At 65.3% G+C, this 14,732-nt stretch carries 9 protein-coding genes; 5 read left to right on the plus strand and 4 right to left on the minus strand.

Annotated features, from left to right (window positions below; all coding sequences use genetic code 11):
- Window positions 1-183: 183 nt before the first annotated feature.
- The 3 genes from ACW170_RS01565 to ACW170_RS01575 form a co-directional block, all read right to left on the minus strand.
- A complete protein-coding gene (locus tag ACW170_RS01565; protein ID WP_492087956.1) occupies window positions 184-2,118 on the minus strand; it encodes a methyl-accepting chemotaxis protein in 1,935 nt (644 codons plus the stop codon).
- A 90-nt stretch (window positions 2,119-2,208) separates the two neighbouring features.
- Window positions 2,209-3,594: an OprO/OprP family phosphate-selective porin gene (locus tag ACW170_RS01570; RefSeq protein WP_492087957.1), complete on the minus strand. Its 1,386-nt coding sequence runs from the start codon at window positions 3,592-3,594 to the stop codon at window positions 2,209-2,211.
- Window positions 3,595-3,760: 166 nt separating this feature from the next.
- Window positions 3,761-5,116, minus strand: coding sequence for a dicarboxylate/amino acid:cation symporter (locus ACW170_RS01575; RefSeq protein ID WP_492087958.1), 1,356 nt, complete (start codon window positions 5,114-5,116; stop codon window positions 3,761-3,763).
- Window positions 5,117-5,430: 314 nt separating this feature from the next.
- Here ACW170_RS01575 and ACW170_RS01580 point away from each other — a divergent pair, with 314 nt between their 5' ends.
- Window positions 5,431-7,203, plus strand: coding sequence for an ATP-binding protein (locus ACW170_RS01580; protein ID WP_492087959.1), 1,773 nt, complete (start codon window positions 5,431-5,433; stop codon window positions 7,201-7,203).
- The gene (locus ACW170_RS01585; RefSeq protein ID WP_492087960.1) at window positions 7,203-8,540 is read left to right on the plus strand and encodes a sigma-54-dependent transcriptional regulator; all 1,338 of its coding nucleotides are present in this window, start codon (window positions 7,203-7,205) and stop codon (window positions 8,538-8,540) included. Before ACW170_RS01580 ends, ACW170_RS01585 begins: the two co-directional genes overlap by 1 nt.
- Window positions 8,541-8,543: 3 nt before the next feature.
- Here the strand turns inward: ACW170_RS01585 and ACW170_RS01590 are convergent, their stop codons facing one another.
- Window positions 8,544-11,063: an ATP-binding protein gene (locus ACW170_RS01590; RefSeq protein WP_492087961.1), complete on the minus strand. Its 2,520-nt coding sequence runs from the start codon at window positions 11,061-11,063 to the stop codon at window positions 8,544-8,546.
- A 196-nt stretch (window positions 11,064-11,259) separates the two neighbouring features.
- Here ACW170_RS01590 and rpsT point away from each other — a divergent pair, with 196 nt between their 5' ends.
- The 3 genes from rpsT to dnaN all read left to right on the plus strand — a co-directional run bounded on the left by rpsT (window position 11,260) and on the right by dnaN (window position 14,704).
- Window positions 11,260-11,529: a 30S ribosomal protein S20 gene (gene rpsT / locus ACW170_RS01595; RefSeq protein ID WP_135194610.1), complete on the plus strand. Its 270-nt coding sequence runs from the start codon at window positions 11,260-11,262 to the stop codon at window positions 11,527-11,529.
- Window positions 11,530-12,034: 505 nt separating this feature from the next.
- Window positions 12,035-13,447 carry a chromosomal replication initiator protein DnaA gene (gene dnaA / locus ACW170_RS01600; protein ID WP_492087962.1) on the plus strand — a complete coding sequence of 471 codons (1,413 nt, stop codon included), beginning with the start codon at window positions 12,035-12,037 and terminating at the stop codon, window positions 13,445-13,447.
- Between the two features lie 138 nt (window positions 13,448-13,585).
- Window positions 13,586-14,704, plus strand: coding sequence for a DNA polymerase III subunit beta (dnaN, locus tag ACW170_RS01605; RefSeq protein WP_492087964.1), 1,119 nt, complete (start codon window positions 13,586-13,588; stop codon window positions 14,702-14,704).
- Window positions 14,705-14,732: the final 28 nt, after the last annotated feature.

A 14,732-nucleotide genomic window follows, 5' to 3' on the forward strand; every position in this document is an offset into this window, starting at 1 on the left:
GACGGGACAATCATGGCCGGAAAGCGGCTAAATTCATGAAGTTTCAGAAAGCGTTGCATGGCTTCAACACTGCCAAAACTTCAGCGACGGAAACCGCTCCGACCCCCGTTAAACAGGGTTTGAATGGAGTCTCATTTTCAAAGAAGAAGGGGCGGAACAAGCGCCCCGCCCCTCCCTATTCTGTCAGAACTCTTCCCAGCCGTCAGAACCCGACCCCACTGTCATATCCCGTCCGTTCGCGACCTTGACGACGCGTTGCTCAACCCTCGGCGCCGGGCGCGAAGGGGGACTCGCCGGCCCACCTTGGACCGACGAAGCCTTCTGGCCCGGTTTTCCACCGGATACCTGGAAGAAGGACACCTGCGCCGACAGTTCGGCCGTTTCCTGGCGCAGCGAATTGCTCGCCGCCGTCGCCTGTTCGACCATCGCAGCATTTTGCTGAGTGACCTGATCCATCTGGTTCACGGCGATGTTGATCTCGTGCAGACCCGTAGCCTGCTCCTTGGCGGAGGCCGCGATCTCGACGACCAGGGCGCTGATGTCGTTGACCTGGGATGCGATGGCCTGCAGGGCGGACCCGGCCTCGCTGACCAGGCGGACGCCGTTCTCGACCTCGGAGCCGGAGCTGCTGATCAGGGTCTTGATCTCCTTGGCGGCCTCGGCCGAGCGCTGGGCCAGGGCCCGCACTTCGGAGGCGACCACGGCGAAGCCGCGACCGGATTCGCCCGCCCGCGCCGCCTCGACCCCGGCGTTCAGGGCCAGCAGGTTGGTCTGGAAGGCGATCTCGTCGATCACGCCGACGATCTGGCTGATCTGGCGTGAGCCGTCCTCGATCTTCTGCATGGCTTCAACGGCGTTCATGACGACCGCGCCCGAAGCCTCGGCGCTTTGACGCGCCCCGTTGGTGACAGTAGCGGCCTTGGTGGCGCCCTCCGCGGTCATGCGGACCGTTGCGGTGATTTCGTCCAGGGCGGCGGCGGTTTCTTCCAGGCTGGCGGCCTGTTGTTCGGTACGGCGCGACAGGTCGTCAGAGGCCTGACTGATCTCGCCGGCGCCGGAGTCGATGCCGTGGACCGAGCCGAGCACGCCGCTTACGGTCTCTTCCAGACGGGCGATCGAGCGATTGAAGTCGGTTTTCAGAATCTCGCTACGCTCGGGGAAGGGCGCGTCGATGCGATAGACTAGGTCGCCGTCGGCCAGGGCGGACAGCCCCTTGCCAAGGCTTTCGATAACGACGGCGTTTTCGGCCGCTTCCTGCTTCGCGGCGGCCTCGCGGCGGCGACGTTCGGTCTCAGACTCGTCGCGCATCGATTCCGCTTCCTGCTCCAGCGCCTTGGCGCGCAGGCCGTTGTCGCGGAAGATCTGCATGGCTTGAGCCATGGCGCCGACCTCGTCCTTGCGCTCCGTGTCGGGAATGGCGACGTCCAGCTTGCCCTGCGCCATGACGGACATTGCGCCGGTCATACGACGAACCGGGGCGACCATCAGGATCGACAACTGCACGCCCAGGAAGACGGCGGCCGCGACCAGGATCAACCCGCCAACAGCAAGGGCGAGGAAGGAGGCTGTGATCGCCGACGCCTGTTCGGCGTCACGCAGGGTCATCCGTTCGACTTCGATGTCGCGGACCTGGGTGATGGCCTTGGTGATATGGGTCACCCGAACCTTGTCGCCCGAGTCGATCACGACGCGACGTGCGGCTTCAATACGCGCCGTATCAAGCGCGGCCTCGGTCAGCGGCGTCCCGAACTCGGTCCGCCAGGCCACTGCATCCTGCTGAGCCTTATCGACCAGCGCTTTCTCTTCGGGGGTAAGATTGGACACCTGCAGAGCGGCGACGGATGCCTCAAACTGCTCCCAGCCGGTTTTATATACGTCGAGATAATCAGCATTGCCGGTCAGCAAGACGCCGCGCATCTGCGAATTCAGGCGAATGAAGCCTTTCTCGGCGACGTGGGTGTGGTCGATGATCGCCTTGCTCTCTGCGTTCAGCTCGGCGGCTGTCTTCATGGCGGACAACTGGAAGAACACGGCGCCGATCATCGCGGCGGCCACGGTCAGCAAAAGGGCGAATGCGATCGCCAACTTCCGCTGCATCGGAATGTTCTTCGGATTCATGTTGTCGTCTCGTTACGGCTCAATACTGTCTTGGGCGTTAATTATGAAGAAACCCGGAACGGCGGACCGTTCCGGGCTGATATTCTAGACTTAGAATGCGGTCTGGACACGGACGGTGGCGGTATTGCCGCTGTCGTCACCGGCGAAGGTCCCGGTTCTGTTGTCGACCGACCAGGCGCTCCAGTGAGCCGAGATGCGCGTATTGTTCGTCGGGTACCAGTTGACGCCCAGCAGCCAGGTGTCGGCCTCGCCGCCGGTAAGATTGTCGCTGTAATCGGCCGTATCATAGCGACCGACGATCTCCACCGCGCCGTAGCCGTCGGCGCCGAGGGGGTTCAGGACCTTGGGCCGGGTCCAGGTGCCGGTGCGGGCCGAAAGCGGCGGCTTCTCTCCGGTGATGAAGAAGCCGGCCGAGATGCTGTAGGCGTCCTGATCATAGTCGCGCGTAGCGGTTTCCAGCACCCGCTTGCCGCCCTCGGCCATCAGCCAGCCCGAGCGATGCACGCCGCCCAGTTCAAGGCCCAGGCCCTTGCTGCCCTTGGGATCAGTGTACGCTCCAGCGGCAAGCCGCAGATTGTCGTTGCCGCGCGACGAAACGACCAGACTGCGCGAGGCGACCGAGGCGTTGGGCGTCAGATCCTCGACAAAGCCCCAGCCGCCCAGGTGCAGGAAGCCGGCGTCCGTCTTGAACGGCGACCAGTGGGTACGTCCCATCAGGGTGATGGAGTCGTTCGCCGTACCGCCGCTGATGGCGTCGCCGGTCAGCGACAGCGAAGCGTGCCAGACGCTGCCCGTCAGTTTGGAGGTGACGCCGACGCCATAGGCGCCCCGTTCCGGGCCGACGGTGTTGACCATCAGACTGCGTTCCAGGAAGGGAACCACGTCCTCAGCCGTGCCGCCTTCCACGCCGCGGTCGTTCAGGCGTTGGCCCATCGACACTTCCAGATCGCGACCATCCAGTTTGCGGTTGTAGGACATGAAGGCATTGGCGACGCTGACCGCATTATCGGCGATATCAGCTTCAATCCAGTAGCTGAACCCGCCGGGCGTCTTGCCCTGAGCGCCCAGGCGCAGGCCGCGGAGTTCCGTGGTGGTCAGGTTGCGGCTGTCGAAGTCTGAGCCGAAGGTGTTGGACAGGTCGGCCGTGACGCGAACACGCGGCTTGAAGGTGAAGCCGCCGTCGGGGCTGCGGAGCTCAGGCAGGCCCGTGGCCCAATCGACCGACGAAGGCGTGCTGGCGGCCTGGGCGGCCGGACGCGGCGCAGCGGCCGAGGCGACGGACGGCGTTCCCGCTGCGGCAGGGGCCGTAGCCTGGGCCTGCGACTGGGCCTCCAACTGCTCAAGGCGGGCGGACAAGGCCTGGACCTGGGCGCGCAACGCGGAGATTTCGTCTGCAGACGGCGTCGATTGGGCGAAGGCCGACGAGCTTAGCGCGGCGAAGCCGACACCTGCCAGCAGGGTGCGTTGAATCATCATGGGGCTGTACTCGTCAGTGGATGGTCGTTGTCATCAGACGTAAAGCGTGACTGTTAACGAAGGGCCAAACCTGGATAAGCAGAACTGCGTATCGTCGGTTGAGCGGGGTCCGAATGCAGTACAGGCGCCGCGCTTTCGCGACGGCGCCTGTTTTCCGGGGAGGAAATCAGTCGGCGGTGACCAAATCCTTGTCACCCGGTCCAGCGGCGGGATCCGGCTGGGCCGCGATCGGCTGGGCGGGACCGTTCAGCGCCGCGTGCAGAGCGTCCCGGTCCAACTCGCCCTCCCATCGGGCGACGACGATGGTGGCCACCGCATTGCCGATGAAGTTGGTCAGGGCGCGACACTCGCTCATGAAACGGTCGATGCCGAGGATCAGGGCCATGCCCGCGACCGGGACCGTAGGAACCACCGACAGGGTCGCCGCCAGGGTGATGAAGCCCGCGCCGGTGATGCCCGCCGCCCCCTTGGATGACAGCATGGCGACCAGCAGCAGCAGGATCTGTTGTTCCAGCGTCAGGTCAATGTTCAGGGCCTGGGCGATGAACAGGGCCGCCATCGTCATATAGATATTGGTGCCGTCCAGATTGAACGAATAGCCGGTCGGAACGACCAGACCGACCACCGACTTCGACGCGCCGGCGCGCTCCATCTTGTTGAGGAGCGAAGGCAGGGCGGCTTCCGAAGAGGAGGTGCCCAGGACCAGCAGCAGTTCTTCCTTCAGATAGCGGATAAGCTTCAGGATGTTGAACCCGTTGGCCCAGGCGACCAGGCCCAGAATACCGACCACGAAGACGATGGCGGTGATGTAGAAGGTGGCGACCAGGGCGGCGAGATTGGCGATCGAGCCGATGCCGTATTTGCCGATGGTGAAGGCGAAGGCCCCGAAGGCGCCGATCGGCGCGGCCTTCATCAGAATGGCCACCAGTTTGAAGAAGGCGTGGCTGATCGACTCCAGGAAATTCAGCACCGGCTTGCCGACATCGCCGACCAGGGCCAGGGCCAGGCCGAACAGGACCGAGACGAACAGGACCTGAAGAATATTCCCTTCAGAGAAGGCCGAAACCATCGTGTCCGGAATTATGCCCATCAGGAAGCCGGTGATGGTCGTCTCGTGCGCCTGCTCCGAGTATTTGGCGACCGCGCCCACATCCAGGGTGGCTGGGTCGATGTTCAACCCACGGCCCGGCTGGACGATATTGGCGATGATCAGGCCGACGATCAGGGCCAGGGTCGAGAAGGTCAGGAAATAGGCGAAGGCCTTGGCCGCCACGCGGCCGACGCGCCCGATGTCACTCATGCCGGCGATGCCGGTGACGATGGTCAGGAAGATGACCGGGGCGATGATCATCTTCACCAGCTTGATGAAGGCGTCGCCCAGCGGTTTCAGGCTTTCACCGAAGGACGGCCAGAAGTGACCGATGACAGCGCCCGCGACGATGGCGGTCAGAACCTGGAAATAGAGATGCCGATAGAAGGGCCGGCGGACGGACGGCTCTGGGGCGGAAGGTAACGCGATCACGGGGGGGGGGACTCCTGTACTGCGGGACCATCCCGCGGTTTCCTCGGCGGCCCCCGCTGCTGACGTCGAGGTGCGCAGGCAAATGTCCCGCACGGTTTGAAACCGTCCAAGTTCATTCGAAGGATGATTTAGGATTCTGTTTTAGAACGGCAATTCTTCGTTAGGGCAGCCTTAGGCGCACAGGAACGTGCGAGGGACCGCACAAAGAGTTCGCACATTTGTGCGAAATGTCGCACAGATCGGGCATGGAACCTTCTGCGCCTCGTCAAATTCTCGAAAGAGCGTCGAGTTTCATCCGAAATCCCTGGACGGCTTTGGCCGTCGCCTGGTTGGCGGCGAGTCTGTTTCTGGGCGGCGTCGCCGGCGAGGCCGCGAGACGTGATGCACTTGGAGAGCTGGAGCGACAGGCGACCGCCGGCGCCGCCATGCATGCGGCGGTGTTGCGCAGCGAGTTGGAAAAGCAGCGCGCCGTACCCGTCATCCTGGCTGAGGATCCCGATGTGGCGAGGCTTTTGGCGACACCCGACGCCCGCACCGTTGATCGCGTCGATCGCAAGCTTGAACGTCTGGCGATCCAGACGCGCGCCGCCGTCATCTATGTCCTGGACGCCAAAGGCTTGACCTTGGCTTCCAGCAATTGGCGGGCGCCCACCAGTTTTGTCGGCATGCGCTACGACTTCAGACCCTATTTCACCAACGCGATGCGCGACGCGAAGGGCGAGTTCTATGCGCTCGGCACGCGCAGCGGACGACCCGGCCTGTATCTTTCTCGCCGCGTGGATGCGAGGGACGGAACGCCTTTGGGCGTGGTGGTGCTGAAGCTGGAATTCGACGCACTGGAGTCCGAATGGCGCAGTTCGGGCGAACCCGCCTGGGTCGTCGGTCCGGGCGGCGTGGTGCTGGTGACCAGCGTGCCGGAATGGCGTTTCCGCGCCACAGGACCGATGGACGAAACCCGGCGTCGTCTCAGCCAGACAGATCTGACCCTGCGCCCCGACGCCCTTGCCCCCCTGCCCTTCAGGACGCCGGACGGCGACCATCCCCGACTGGTGCACGCGGCCGTTGGCGAGGGTCGCCCTCAAACATGGATGCACTCCAAGACCGGAACGGCCACGCCGGGATGGACCCTGCATCTGCTGACCCCCGAGCGAGGCATGGTCGGGACCGCCGTGGCGGGCGGGCGCGGGATCGCCTTGCTGTTCACCAGCCTGCTCGCGCTCGCTGCAGCCCTGCTGCTACGGCGGCGTCGCCAGGCCATCGCCCGTGCGCGAGCCGAAGAGGAAGGTCGGCTGGAGCTCGAACGCCGCATCAGCGAACGCACCCACGAACTTCACGAAGCCAATCTCGCCCTGAACCGGCAGATCGAGGAGCGGCGGCGCGCAGAAGCCGCCCGCGAACTGCTGCGCGACGAACTGGTTCAGGCCAGCAAGCTGGCGGCGCTCGGCCAGATCGTCGCCAGCGTGGCTCATGAGATCAACCAGCCGGTCGCCGCCATCTGGACCCATGCGGACACTGCCGTTCTGTTGCTGGAGCGGAGCGAAACCGACAAGGCGCGCGACGCGCTTCGAAAGATCGGCGATCTGACCCGCCGGATCGGCGCCATCACCCAGGACCTGCGTCTGTTCTCGCGCAAGGCCGCGCCCAGCATCGACGAAATCCGGCTGGAAGACGCCATCGAGGGCGGACTTCAACTGACCCGTGGAAGGCTGGAGGAAGGCGGGATAAGTCTGGAACGGATCGGCGACGGCGACATCACCATCCTCGCCGATCGATTCCGGCTGGAACAGGTCATCGTCAATCTGGTCAAGAACGCTGCGGAGGCCATGGAAGGCCAGGGCGACGCTCGGCTGGTCCTGACCATCGAACGCCAGGGCGAGCGGGTGCGCCTGATCTTCGCCGACAACGGCCCCGGCGTCGCACCCGAGGTGGCCAGCCAACTGTTCACCCCCTTCGTCACGACCCGCGCCAACGGCCTGGGCCTGGGCCTCGTCATCTGCCGCGACATCATCGCCAGTTTCGGCGGCGAGCTGGACCTTGTCCCCAGCGCCCGGGGCGCAACCTTTATCGCCTCGCTCAAAGCCGCCTGATGCAACCGTTCCCTTCGCAAACCGTGGCCCTGGTGGAGGACGACGCCGACTTCCGACAGGCGCTGGTGGAGCGCATGACCCTGGAGGGGCTGGAGGTGAAAGCCTTCGCCGCCGCCGAGCCAGCGCTGAAGTCTGTGACCGCTGACTTTCCCGGCGTGGTGGTGACCGACCTTCGTATGGCCGGCATGGACGGGCGTCAGCTTCTGACCAGGCTTCAGATCTTGGACCCGACCCTTCCGGTCATCATGATCACAGGGCACGGCGATATCGCCGACGCCGTCGCCGCCATGCACGACGGGGCCTATGACTTTGTGGCGAAACCGTTTCCCTTCGAGCGTCTGCAGGACAGCCTGACCCGAGCGCTGGAGAAGCGCAGCCTGGTGCTCGAGAACCGACGCTTGGCCGCTCTGGCCGCCGGGGACGACGGCCATGAACTGCCGCTGGCCGGCTCATCGCGCGCGATCACGGCGTTGCGGGCCACCATCGCCCAGATCGCCGACGCCCGTATGGATGTGCTGATCGAGGGCGAGACCGGCGTCGGCAAGGAGGCGGTGGCGCGGGCCCTGCACAACGGCGGCCGCCGCCGGCTGGCGCCCTTCGTCGCCGTCAACTGCGGCGCCCTGCCCGACGGACTGATCGAGAGTGAGTTGTTCGGACACGAACTGGGCGCCTTCGCAGGGGCCATGCGGCGACGCGTCGGCCATGTGGAGCGGGCGCACAATGGTTCGTTGTTTCTCGACGAGGTCGAGAGCATGCCGCTGGCGGTCCAGGTCAAAATGCTCCGGGTGCTCGAAGAGCGCGAAATCCACCCGATCGGCGCCAACGAACCCCGGGTGCTGGACCTGCGGATCCTGGCCTCGGCCAAGATCGACCTGAGCGAGGCGGCGCGGCGTGGGGATTTCCGCGAGGATCTCTTCTACCGGCTGAATGTCGTGCGGCTGCGGGTGCCGCCGCTGCGTGAGCGTCGTGAGGATATTCCGCTGTTGTTCGCCCAGTTCCTGCGCCGCGCCGCAGACCGCCACGGCGTCGAACCGCCGAGCGTGACCGACGGCGTCCGCCGCCGCCTTCTGGAAGAAGACTGGCCCGGCAATATTCGCGAACTGGCCCATTTCGCGGAACGAGTTGTCCTGGGCCTGGAGGAAGGAACCGGGGGCCAGGAGACCGACCTCAGTCTGCCCGACCGGCTGCACCGGTTCGAGGGCGAACTGTTGCGAGGCGCCCTTCAAGCGCACTGCGGCGATATCGTCGCGGTGCTGGAAGAAATGAGAATTCCACGAAAGACCTTGTACGATAAGCTGCAGCGCCACGGGCTGAAGCCCGCCGACTTCCGCAGTTGAGGGTCAAGCCGCGACGGGGCTCTTGAGCCGCTCGACCGAGCCCAGCGCCCCCGCCACGCCGTCAAGCAGACCCACCAAGGTGATCGGCTTGGACAGATGGCCGTCGGCGCCGGCGGCCCGTCCGGCCTCGACATGATCCGGCAGGGCGTTCGCCGTCAGCATGATGATCGGCGTGCGCGCCCAACCCTTCTCGGCCTCAAGCGCGCGAATGGCGGCGGTGGCGGTCAGGCCGTCCATCACCGGCATCTGCATGTCCATCAGGATCAGGTCGAACCCACCCTGGTCGGCCGCGTCCAAAGCCTGCCGCCCGTCCTCGACAAGGATCAGTTCGGTCGGCAGGCCAGCCAGCATGATCTCGATGACCTTGCGGTTCGCCGGATGGTCGTCGGCCAGAAGGATGCGAGCGGGGAAGGCCACCTCCCCAGCATCCGCCGCTTCATCCTGGCTTTGTACAACGCATTTCGGCATCTCGGCCTGCGCCTGGGCCAAGGGGAGCTCGAACCAGAACTCCGCCCCCTCCCCCGGCCGGCCGTGGCAGTCCAGGACGCCGCCCATCAACTCGACCAGCTCTCTTGAGATAGCCAGCCCCAGGCCCGTTCCGCCGAACCGACGCGTGATCGAGCCGTCGGCCTGCTGAAAGCGGATGAAGATGCGCGACTTCTGCTCGTCGTCGAAGCCGCAGCCGGTATCGCTGATCGTGAACCGCACCCGGTCGTCGTCTGCGGCCACGGCCGTGACGCTGACCGATCCCGCCTCGGTGAACTTCAGCGCATTGGAGATCAGGTTCGACAGCACCTGGCGCAGCCGGACCACGTCGCCCTCCACCGCACCTTCAATGAGGGGATCGACCTGGACGCGCAGGGCGACGCCCTTTTCCTCGGCCGTCGGCCGATACAGCGCCGCAGCGCCGCGCACCGTGTCCCCCAGATCGAAGATCGACCGTTCCAGCGCGATCTGGCCCGCCTCGATCTTGGCGGAGTCGAGGATGTCGGAAAGCAGCCGTTCCAGCGTTACGCCAGAGGATTGGATCACCTCCACCATCTCTCGCTCGCGCGGCTCCAGACGGGCGCGCGTCAGGGCGTCCGCCATGGCCACCACGCCGTTCAGGGGTGTGCGGATTTCGTGGCTCATATTGGCCAGGAACTCGGATTTGGACCGGCTGGCGTCTTCCGCGCGCCGACGCGCGACGCGAAGGTCCTTGGCCTGGCTCCACATCCACAGCAAGGCGGCGACCGCCGACAGAACGAAGATGACGCAGAAGGCGAGCAGTATACCCTGCAGCCGCGTGTTGGCCCGCGCTGTCTCCAGTTGGGCGCGCCGCTCCGTCAACTGCTGTTGCATGTCGCCGGTGACTTGGCGAATGCCGCCGCTGAAACGGCGGGCGTCTGCGATACGTTCCTGACGGGCGTGATCCCGAAGCTTAACGAAGGCCTCGGACGCCCGTCCCTCGGCAAACAGTATCTCGGCCTCCAAATGGGTGATTTCCGACTGTCCCTCCTCCCGGAAGCGATCGACGGCGGCGCGGCGGCGGATTTGCTCCAGATCCCGGCGCGCGTCGGCGACCTGGCCCACCTTGGCGCGGGCTATGGCGCGGACCGGCAAGAGCTGCGCCGCCAGAAAGGACGCCTCCTCCAAGCCTTCTCCATAGGGCGCCAGACACTGGAGCACATCTTGCGGCGCATCGGCGGCCTCGGCCGCCATGGCGCATAGCCGGGCGTCATAGACAGCAAGGCTGGGAATGCCGGCGCGCAGGGTCAGCCGATGATGGGCCTGATAAAGACGCTTCGCCTGCTCGGCATCGCCCAGCTGGGCCGAAAGCCTCGAGAGATTGTAGATGGCGTCGAAGTCGGGTCGTGGATAGTTCGGATTGGCGAGGTCGATCTCGAACTGACCGAAGGCGGCCGTGGCCCCGTCGATGTCGTTCAACTTCATCAGGCCCATGCCCGTCATTTCCCAAAGACCGGCCCGAGCTACCCGTGCATACGGAGCCTTGTCTGGAATGAGGGAGTCGGCGTCCGCCAGCAGCTTCAATCCCTCGCCGATCTGGTCGCGATCCATCAGGGCCAAGGCCCAGATACGGATGGCGTGGACGCGGGCGAACCAGTCCGGCTCCATCGCCGCGAGCCGCCGCATTTCCTCGGCGGCGGAGGTTTCGCCCTCGTCATAGCGCAGGGTCAGGCCGTTCAGTTGAGCGATCCGGACATAGCGTTGGTCCCCCTGGTGTTGGGCGGCCGCAGCCAGACGATCATTCCACATCTCGGCGGTGTCGAACTCTCCTTGGTTCAGGAAAATCCAGGTCACGTGATAGAGGCGCTGCAGACCTTCACGGTCGTTGCGCCTCATCGCGTCGTGCCCGAAGGCTTCCAACGCCGCGAAATTGGTGGCGCCGGCCCGTCGCTCGACCGCCTGGGCCAGCTCAAGAGGCGAGCGCGCCCCGCTGTTCGGCTGGGCGGACGCGTCATCGACGACGACAAGGCCCCAAAGGAAGCAAACGAGGGTTACAAGAACGGGTAATCTGAACATGCGGCTTCCGATTTGGACGGATATTGGCCGACATTTCGTTGAATAAGCTTTATCGGCCTCGCCCAAACGACGCTTGAGGGGGCGGAAATCAGACTCCGCGTTGACCACCCCCAGGCTTTCGGCTATAGGCCCGCCCTCTTGAGATTTCCGCGCCGTGGACGTGTGCTCCGCGGCGTTTTCCGTTCGAAGGTTTGAAATGGCTAACAACCCCGGCGCCCGCAAGGCGATCCGCAAGATCGAAGCGCGGACCGAAGTGAACAAGGCGCGTCGTTCGCGCGTCCGCACCTATCTGCGCAAGTTCCAGGAAGCCCTGGCCGGCGGCGACGCCGCTGTCGCCAAGACCGCCTTCGTGGAGGCTCAGTCCGAGCTGATGCGCGCCGTTTCCAAGGGCGTTGTTCACAAGAACACCGGCTCGCGCAAAGTCTCGCGTCTGGCCGCCCAGCTGAAGAAGCTGTCGGCCGCCTAAATCCCCTCAGGGATTCCCAGCGTACAGAGCGGCTGTCGTCGTTCCGTTACGACATTAGTTCGCGTTTTCAACGGCGAAGGAGCATGTGCTCCTTCGCCGTTTTGCGTTTGGCTATTAACTCTCTTTACGCACGAATACGGACTCCACATGCCCGAAACGGGGAATTTCCCAAGCAGGATTAGCGTTTGACGGAGTCAAACAATTTAACTGCGAATCGACCAACGAATCAGCGTTGACCGGACCGGCGTGCGGCGTAAGTTTTGGCCTCTAACGCACTTCCATCCCAACACGGATGAAGACGGCGCGGGACGATAGTTTCGCGTTGGCGGGAGATGTCTGTCCAGGAGCTCGGCCCCGCCCGAAAAGCATCGCTTTTCGGGGCAGGAGAAGTCGTCCCTGAACCATCGCCCTGAAGTGCCGAAGGTCGGAACAGTTTTTTGAATCGGGCGGCGGAATTATGGTTGGGGGTGCGACGGCGGCAGTGAGTGGCGTAAACGGATCGAACATGACCGACCCGGATCGCATCTGGAACGAGGCCTCTGTGCGTCTGCGGGCCGAAATCGGCGACGGTCCCTTTTCGTCCTACATCGCGCCGTCCGCCGTGCGGATGGATTCCGCCGGACAGCTGATCCTGGTGACCCCGACCGCCTATGCCCGCGACTGGGTCCGCAAGAACGCCCTGCGCCGGATGAACGAGCTGTGGCTGGGGCTGGACGGGCTGAACCGTCGCCTGGACGTCCGCTGCCGCGCCGAAGTGGGGTCTGCGCCCCCGGCCTCGGCCATCATCACCGGCAATGTCCTGGACGCCACCCCGCGCCTGGCGGCCCTCGCCAACCCGACCGTCGCCCCCATCGCCGACGGCGCCCGGGCCGTGCGCGCCGCCGGTCTGCAGGACCGTCTGACCTTCGACAGCTTCGTCGAAGGCCAAGGCAACGCCTTCGCCCTGGCCATCGCCAAACAGGTGGCCAGCTGGGCCGACGGCCATTTCAACCCGGTCTTCTTCTGCGGCCCCTACGGCTACGGCAAGACCCATCTGCTGAACGCCATCGCCTGGGAGGCCCAGCGTCTGCGGCCCGAGGCCAAGGTCGTCTATCTGACCGCCGAACGTTTCCTGTCGACCTTCGTCAAGGCGATGCAGGACCGCTCGACCGCCGCCTTCAAGGAAAGCCTGCGCTCGGCCGACATGCTGCTGCTGGACGACGTCCAGTTCGTCGGCGGCAAGACCTCGACCCAGGAAGAACTGCTCTCGACCCTGACCGCCCTGATCGAGGACGGCAAACGGATCGTCTTCTCGGCCGACCGCGCCCCCATGGCCCTGACCGAGGTCGAGCCGCGTCTGCGCAGCCACCTGGCCGCCGGCCTGACTTGCCCGGTCGAGGCGGGCGACCGCGAGCTGAAGATCGCCGTGGCCCAGAACCGTCTGAAGGCCCTGTCGGCCCTCGGCGTCGTCCAGGGCGAGGCCAATCCCGAAGTTCTGGCCCAACTGGTCGATCGTACGCCCGGCTCGATGCGTGAACTGGAAGGCGCCGTGAACACCCTGGCCGCCGCCGCCGGATCGCGTCTGGCGACCGTCTCGGTCGACGAGGCCTCCACCCTGCTGGGCGCCGCCCTGCGCGGCGGGCCGGAACGTCGCATCACCGTCGACGAGATCCAGAAGACGGTCGCCGACCACTTCAACCTGAAACAGGCCGATCTGCTGAGCGAGCGCCGCACTCGTTCGGTCGCCCGTCCGCGTCAGATGGCCATGTACCTGTGCAAACAGCACACGACCCGCTCCTACCCCGACATCGGCCGTCGCTTCGGCGGGCGCGACCACACCACGGTGCTGCATGGCGTGCGCAAGATCGAGGAGCTGATGGGCCAGGACGACCAGATCGCCCGCGACGTCGAGGCTCTGACGCGCAAGCTGCGGGGGTGAATTTCCCCTCCCCCTGCCGGGGAGTGAGAAATCTGTGAACGGCTCGAACCGCTTTCCTTGCCCCGCCCGCCTAATCCGCTAGTGTCCTAGGCCACTTAACCGCGACCCTTCGAGTCGGGCCGCGCCGGGCGAGACGACATGCAACTGACCATCGAACGATCCGCGCTCCTGAAGGCCCTGGGCCATGTGCAGAGCGTGGTCGAACGTCGAAACACCATCCCGATCCTGTCCAACGTCCTGCTCAGCGCGGGCCGGGACCGGCTGGCCTTCGCAGCCACCGACCTGGATATGGAGATGGTGGACGAGGCCGAGGCGACGGTGAACGTCGAGGGCCAGATCACCGCCCCCGCCCACACCCTGTACGAAATCGTGCGCAAGCTGCCGGAAGGCGCCGAGGTGTCGCTGCTCTATTCGGGCGACGATCCCCGCCTGGTGGTCTCGGCCGGCCGGTCGCGCTTCAACCTGCCGGTCCTGCCGGCGGGCGACTTCCCGGTCATGTCCACCGACAGCGCCGGCGCCTCCTACGTCATGCCCAAGGAAGACCTGGCGCGGCTGATCGACAAGACCCGGTTCGCTGTCTCGACCGAAGAGACCCGCTATTATCTGAACGGCCTGTACCTGCACACGGTGGCCGAGGCAGGCGTGCCCCTGCTGCGCGCCGTGGCCACCGACGGCCACCGCCTGGCCCTGGCCGAGACCCCGGCGCCCGAGGGCGCGGCCGGCGGCCCCGGCGTCATCGTGCCGCGCAAGACCATTGATCAGGTCCGCCGCCTGCTGGACGACGCCGGCGGCCCGGTCGAGGTCACGGTCTCCGCCCAGAAGATCCGCTTCCAGATGGGCGAGGCGTCCCTGACGTCCAAGGTCATCGACGGCGCCTTCCCCGACTATCTGCGCGTCATTCCCAAGGGCAATGACAAACAGGCCGACATCGACAACGCCCTGTTCGCCAAGGCCGTCGACCGCGTCGCCACCATCTCGGCTGAAAAGAGCCGTTCGGTGAAACTGGCCTTCGACAACGACCGGGTGAAACTGACCGTCCGCAACATGGAAGCCGGCCAAGCCGAGGAAGAGGTCGAGATCGGCTATTCCGACGAGCCGTTCGAGATCGGCTTCAACGCCCGATACCTGCTTGACGTCGCCGGCCAAATCACCGGCGAAAACGCTGCCTTCCGCTTCGCCGACCCGGCCTCGCCGACGCTGGTGCTTGATCCGGGCGATCCGGGCGTGCAATATGTACTGATGCCGCTGCGGGTGTGATCCTGACCGCCGCGCGTTAAGGAGAGAG

The organism is Brevundimonas sp. FV2ps16 (assembly GCF_058681075.1).

Bases quoted from the DNA above. Each gene is read 5' to 3' on its own strand.
- ACW170_RS01565 (WP_492087956.1), bottom strand. From the start codon at position 2,118: ATGAATCCGAAGAACATTCCGATGCAGCGGAAGTTGGCGATCGCATTC.
- ACW170_RS01570 (WP_492087957.1), bottom strand. From the start codon at position 3,594: ATGATGATTCAACGCACCCTGCTGGCAGGTGTCGGCTTCGCCGCGCTA.
- ACW170_RS01585 (WP_492087960.1), top strand. From the start codon at position 7,203: ATGCAACCGTTCCCTTCGCAAACCGTGGCCCTGGTGGAGGACGACGCC.
- ACW170_RS01590 (WP_492087961.1), bottom strand. From the start codon at position 11,063: ATGTTCAGATTACCCGTTCTTGTAACCCTCGTTTGCTTCCTTTGGGGC.
- rpsT (WP_135194610.1), top strand. From the start codon at position 11,260: ATGGCTAACAACCCCGGCGCCCGCAAGGCGATCCGCAAGATCGAAGCG.
- dnaA (WP_492087962.1), top strand. From the start codon at position 12,035: ATGACCGACCCGGATCGCATCTGGAACGAGGCCTCTGTGCGTCTGCGG.
- dnaN (WP_492087964.1), top strand. From the start codon at position 13,586: ATGCAACTGACCATCGAACGATCCGCGCTCCTGAAGGCCCTGGGCCAT.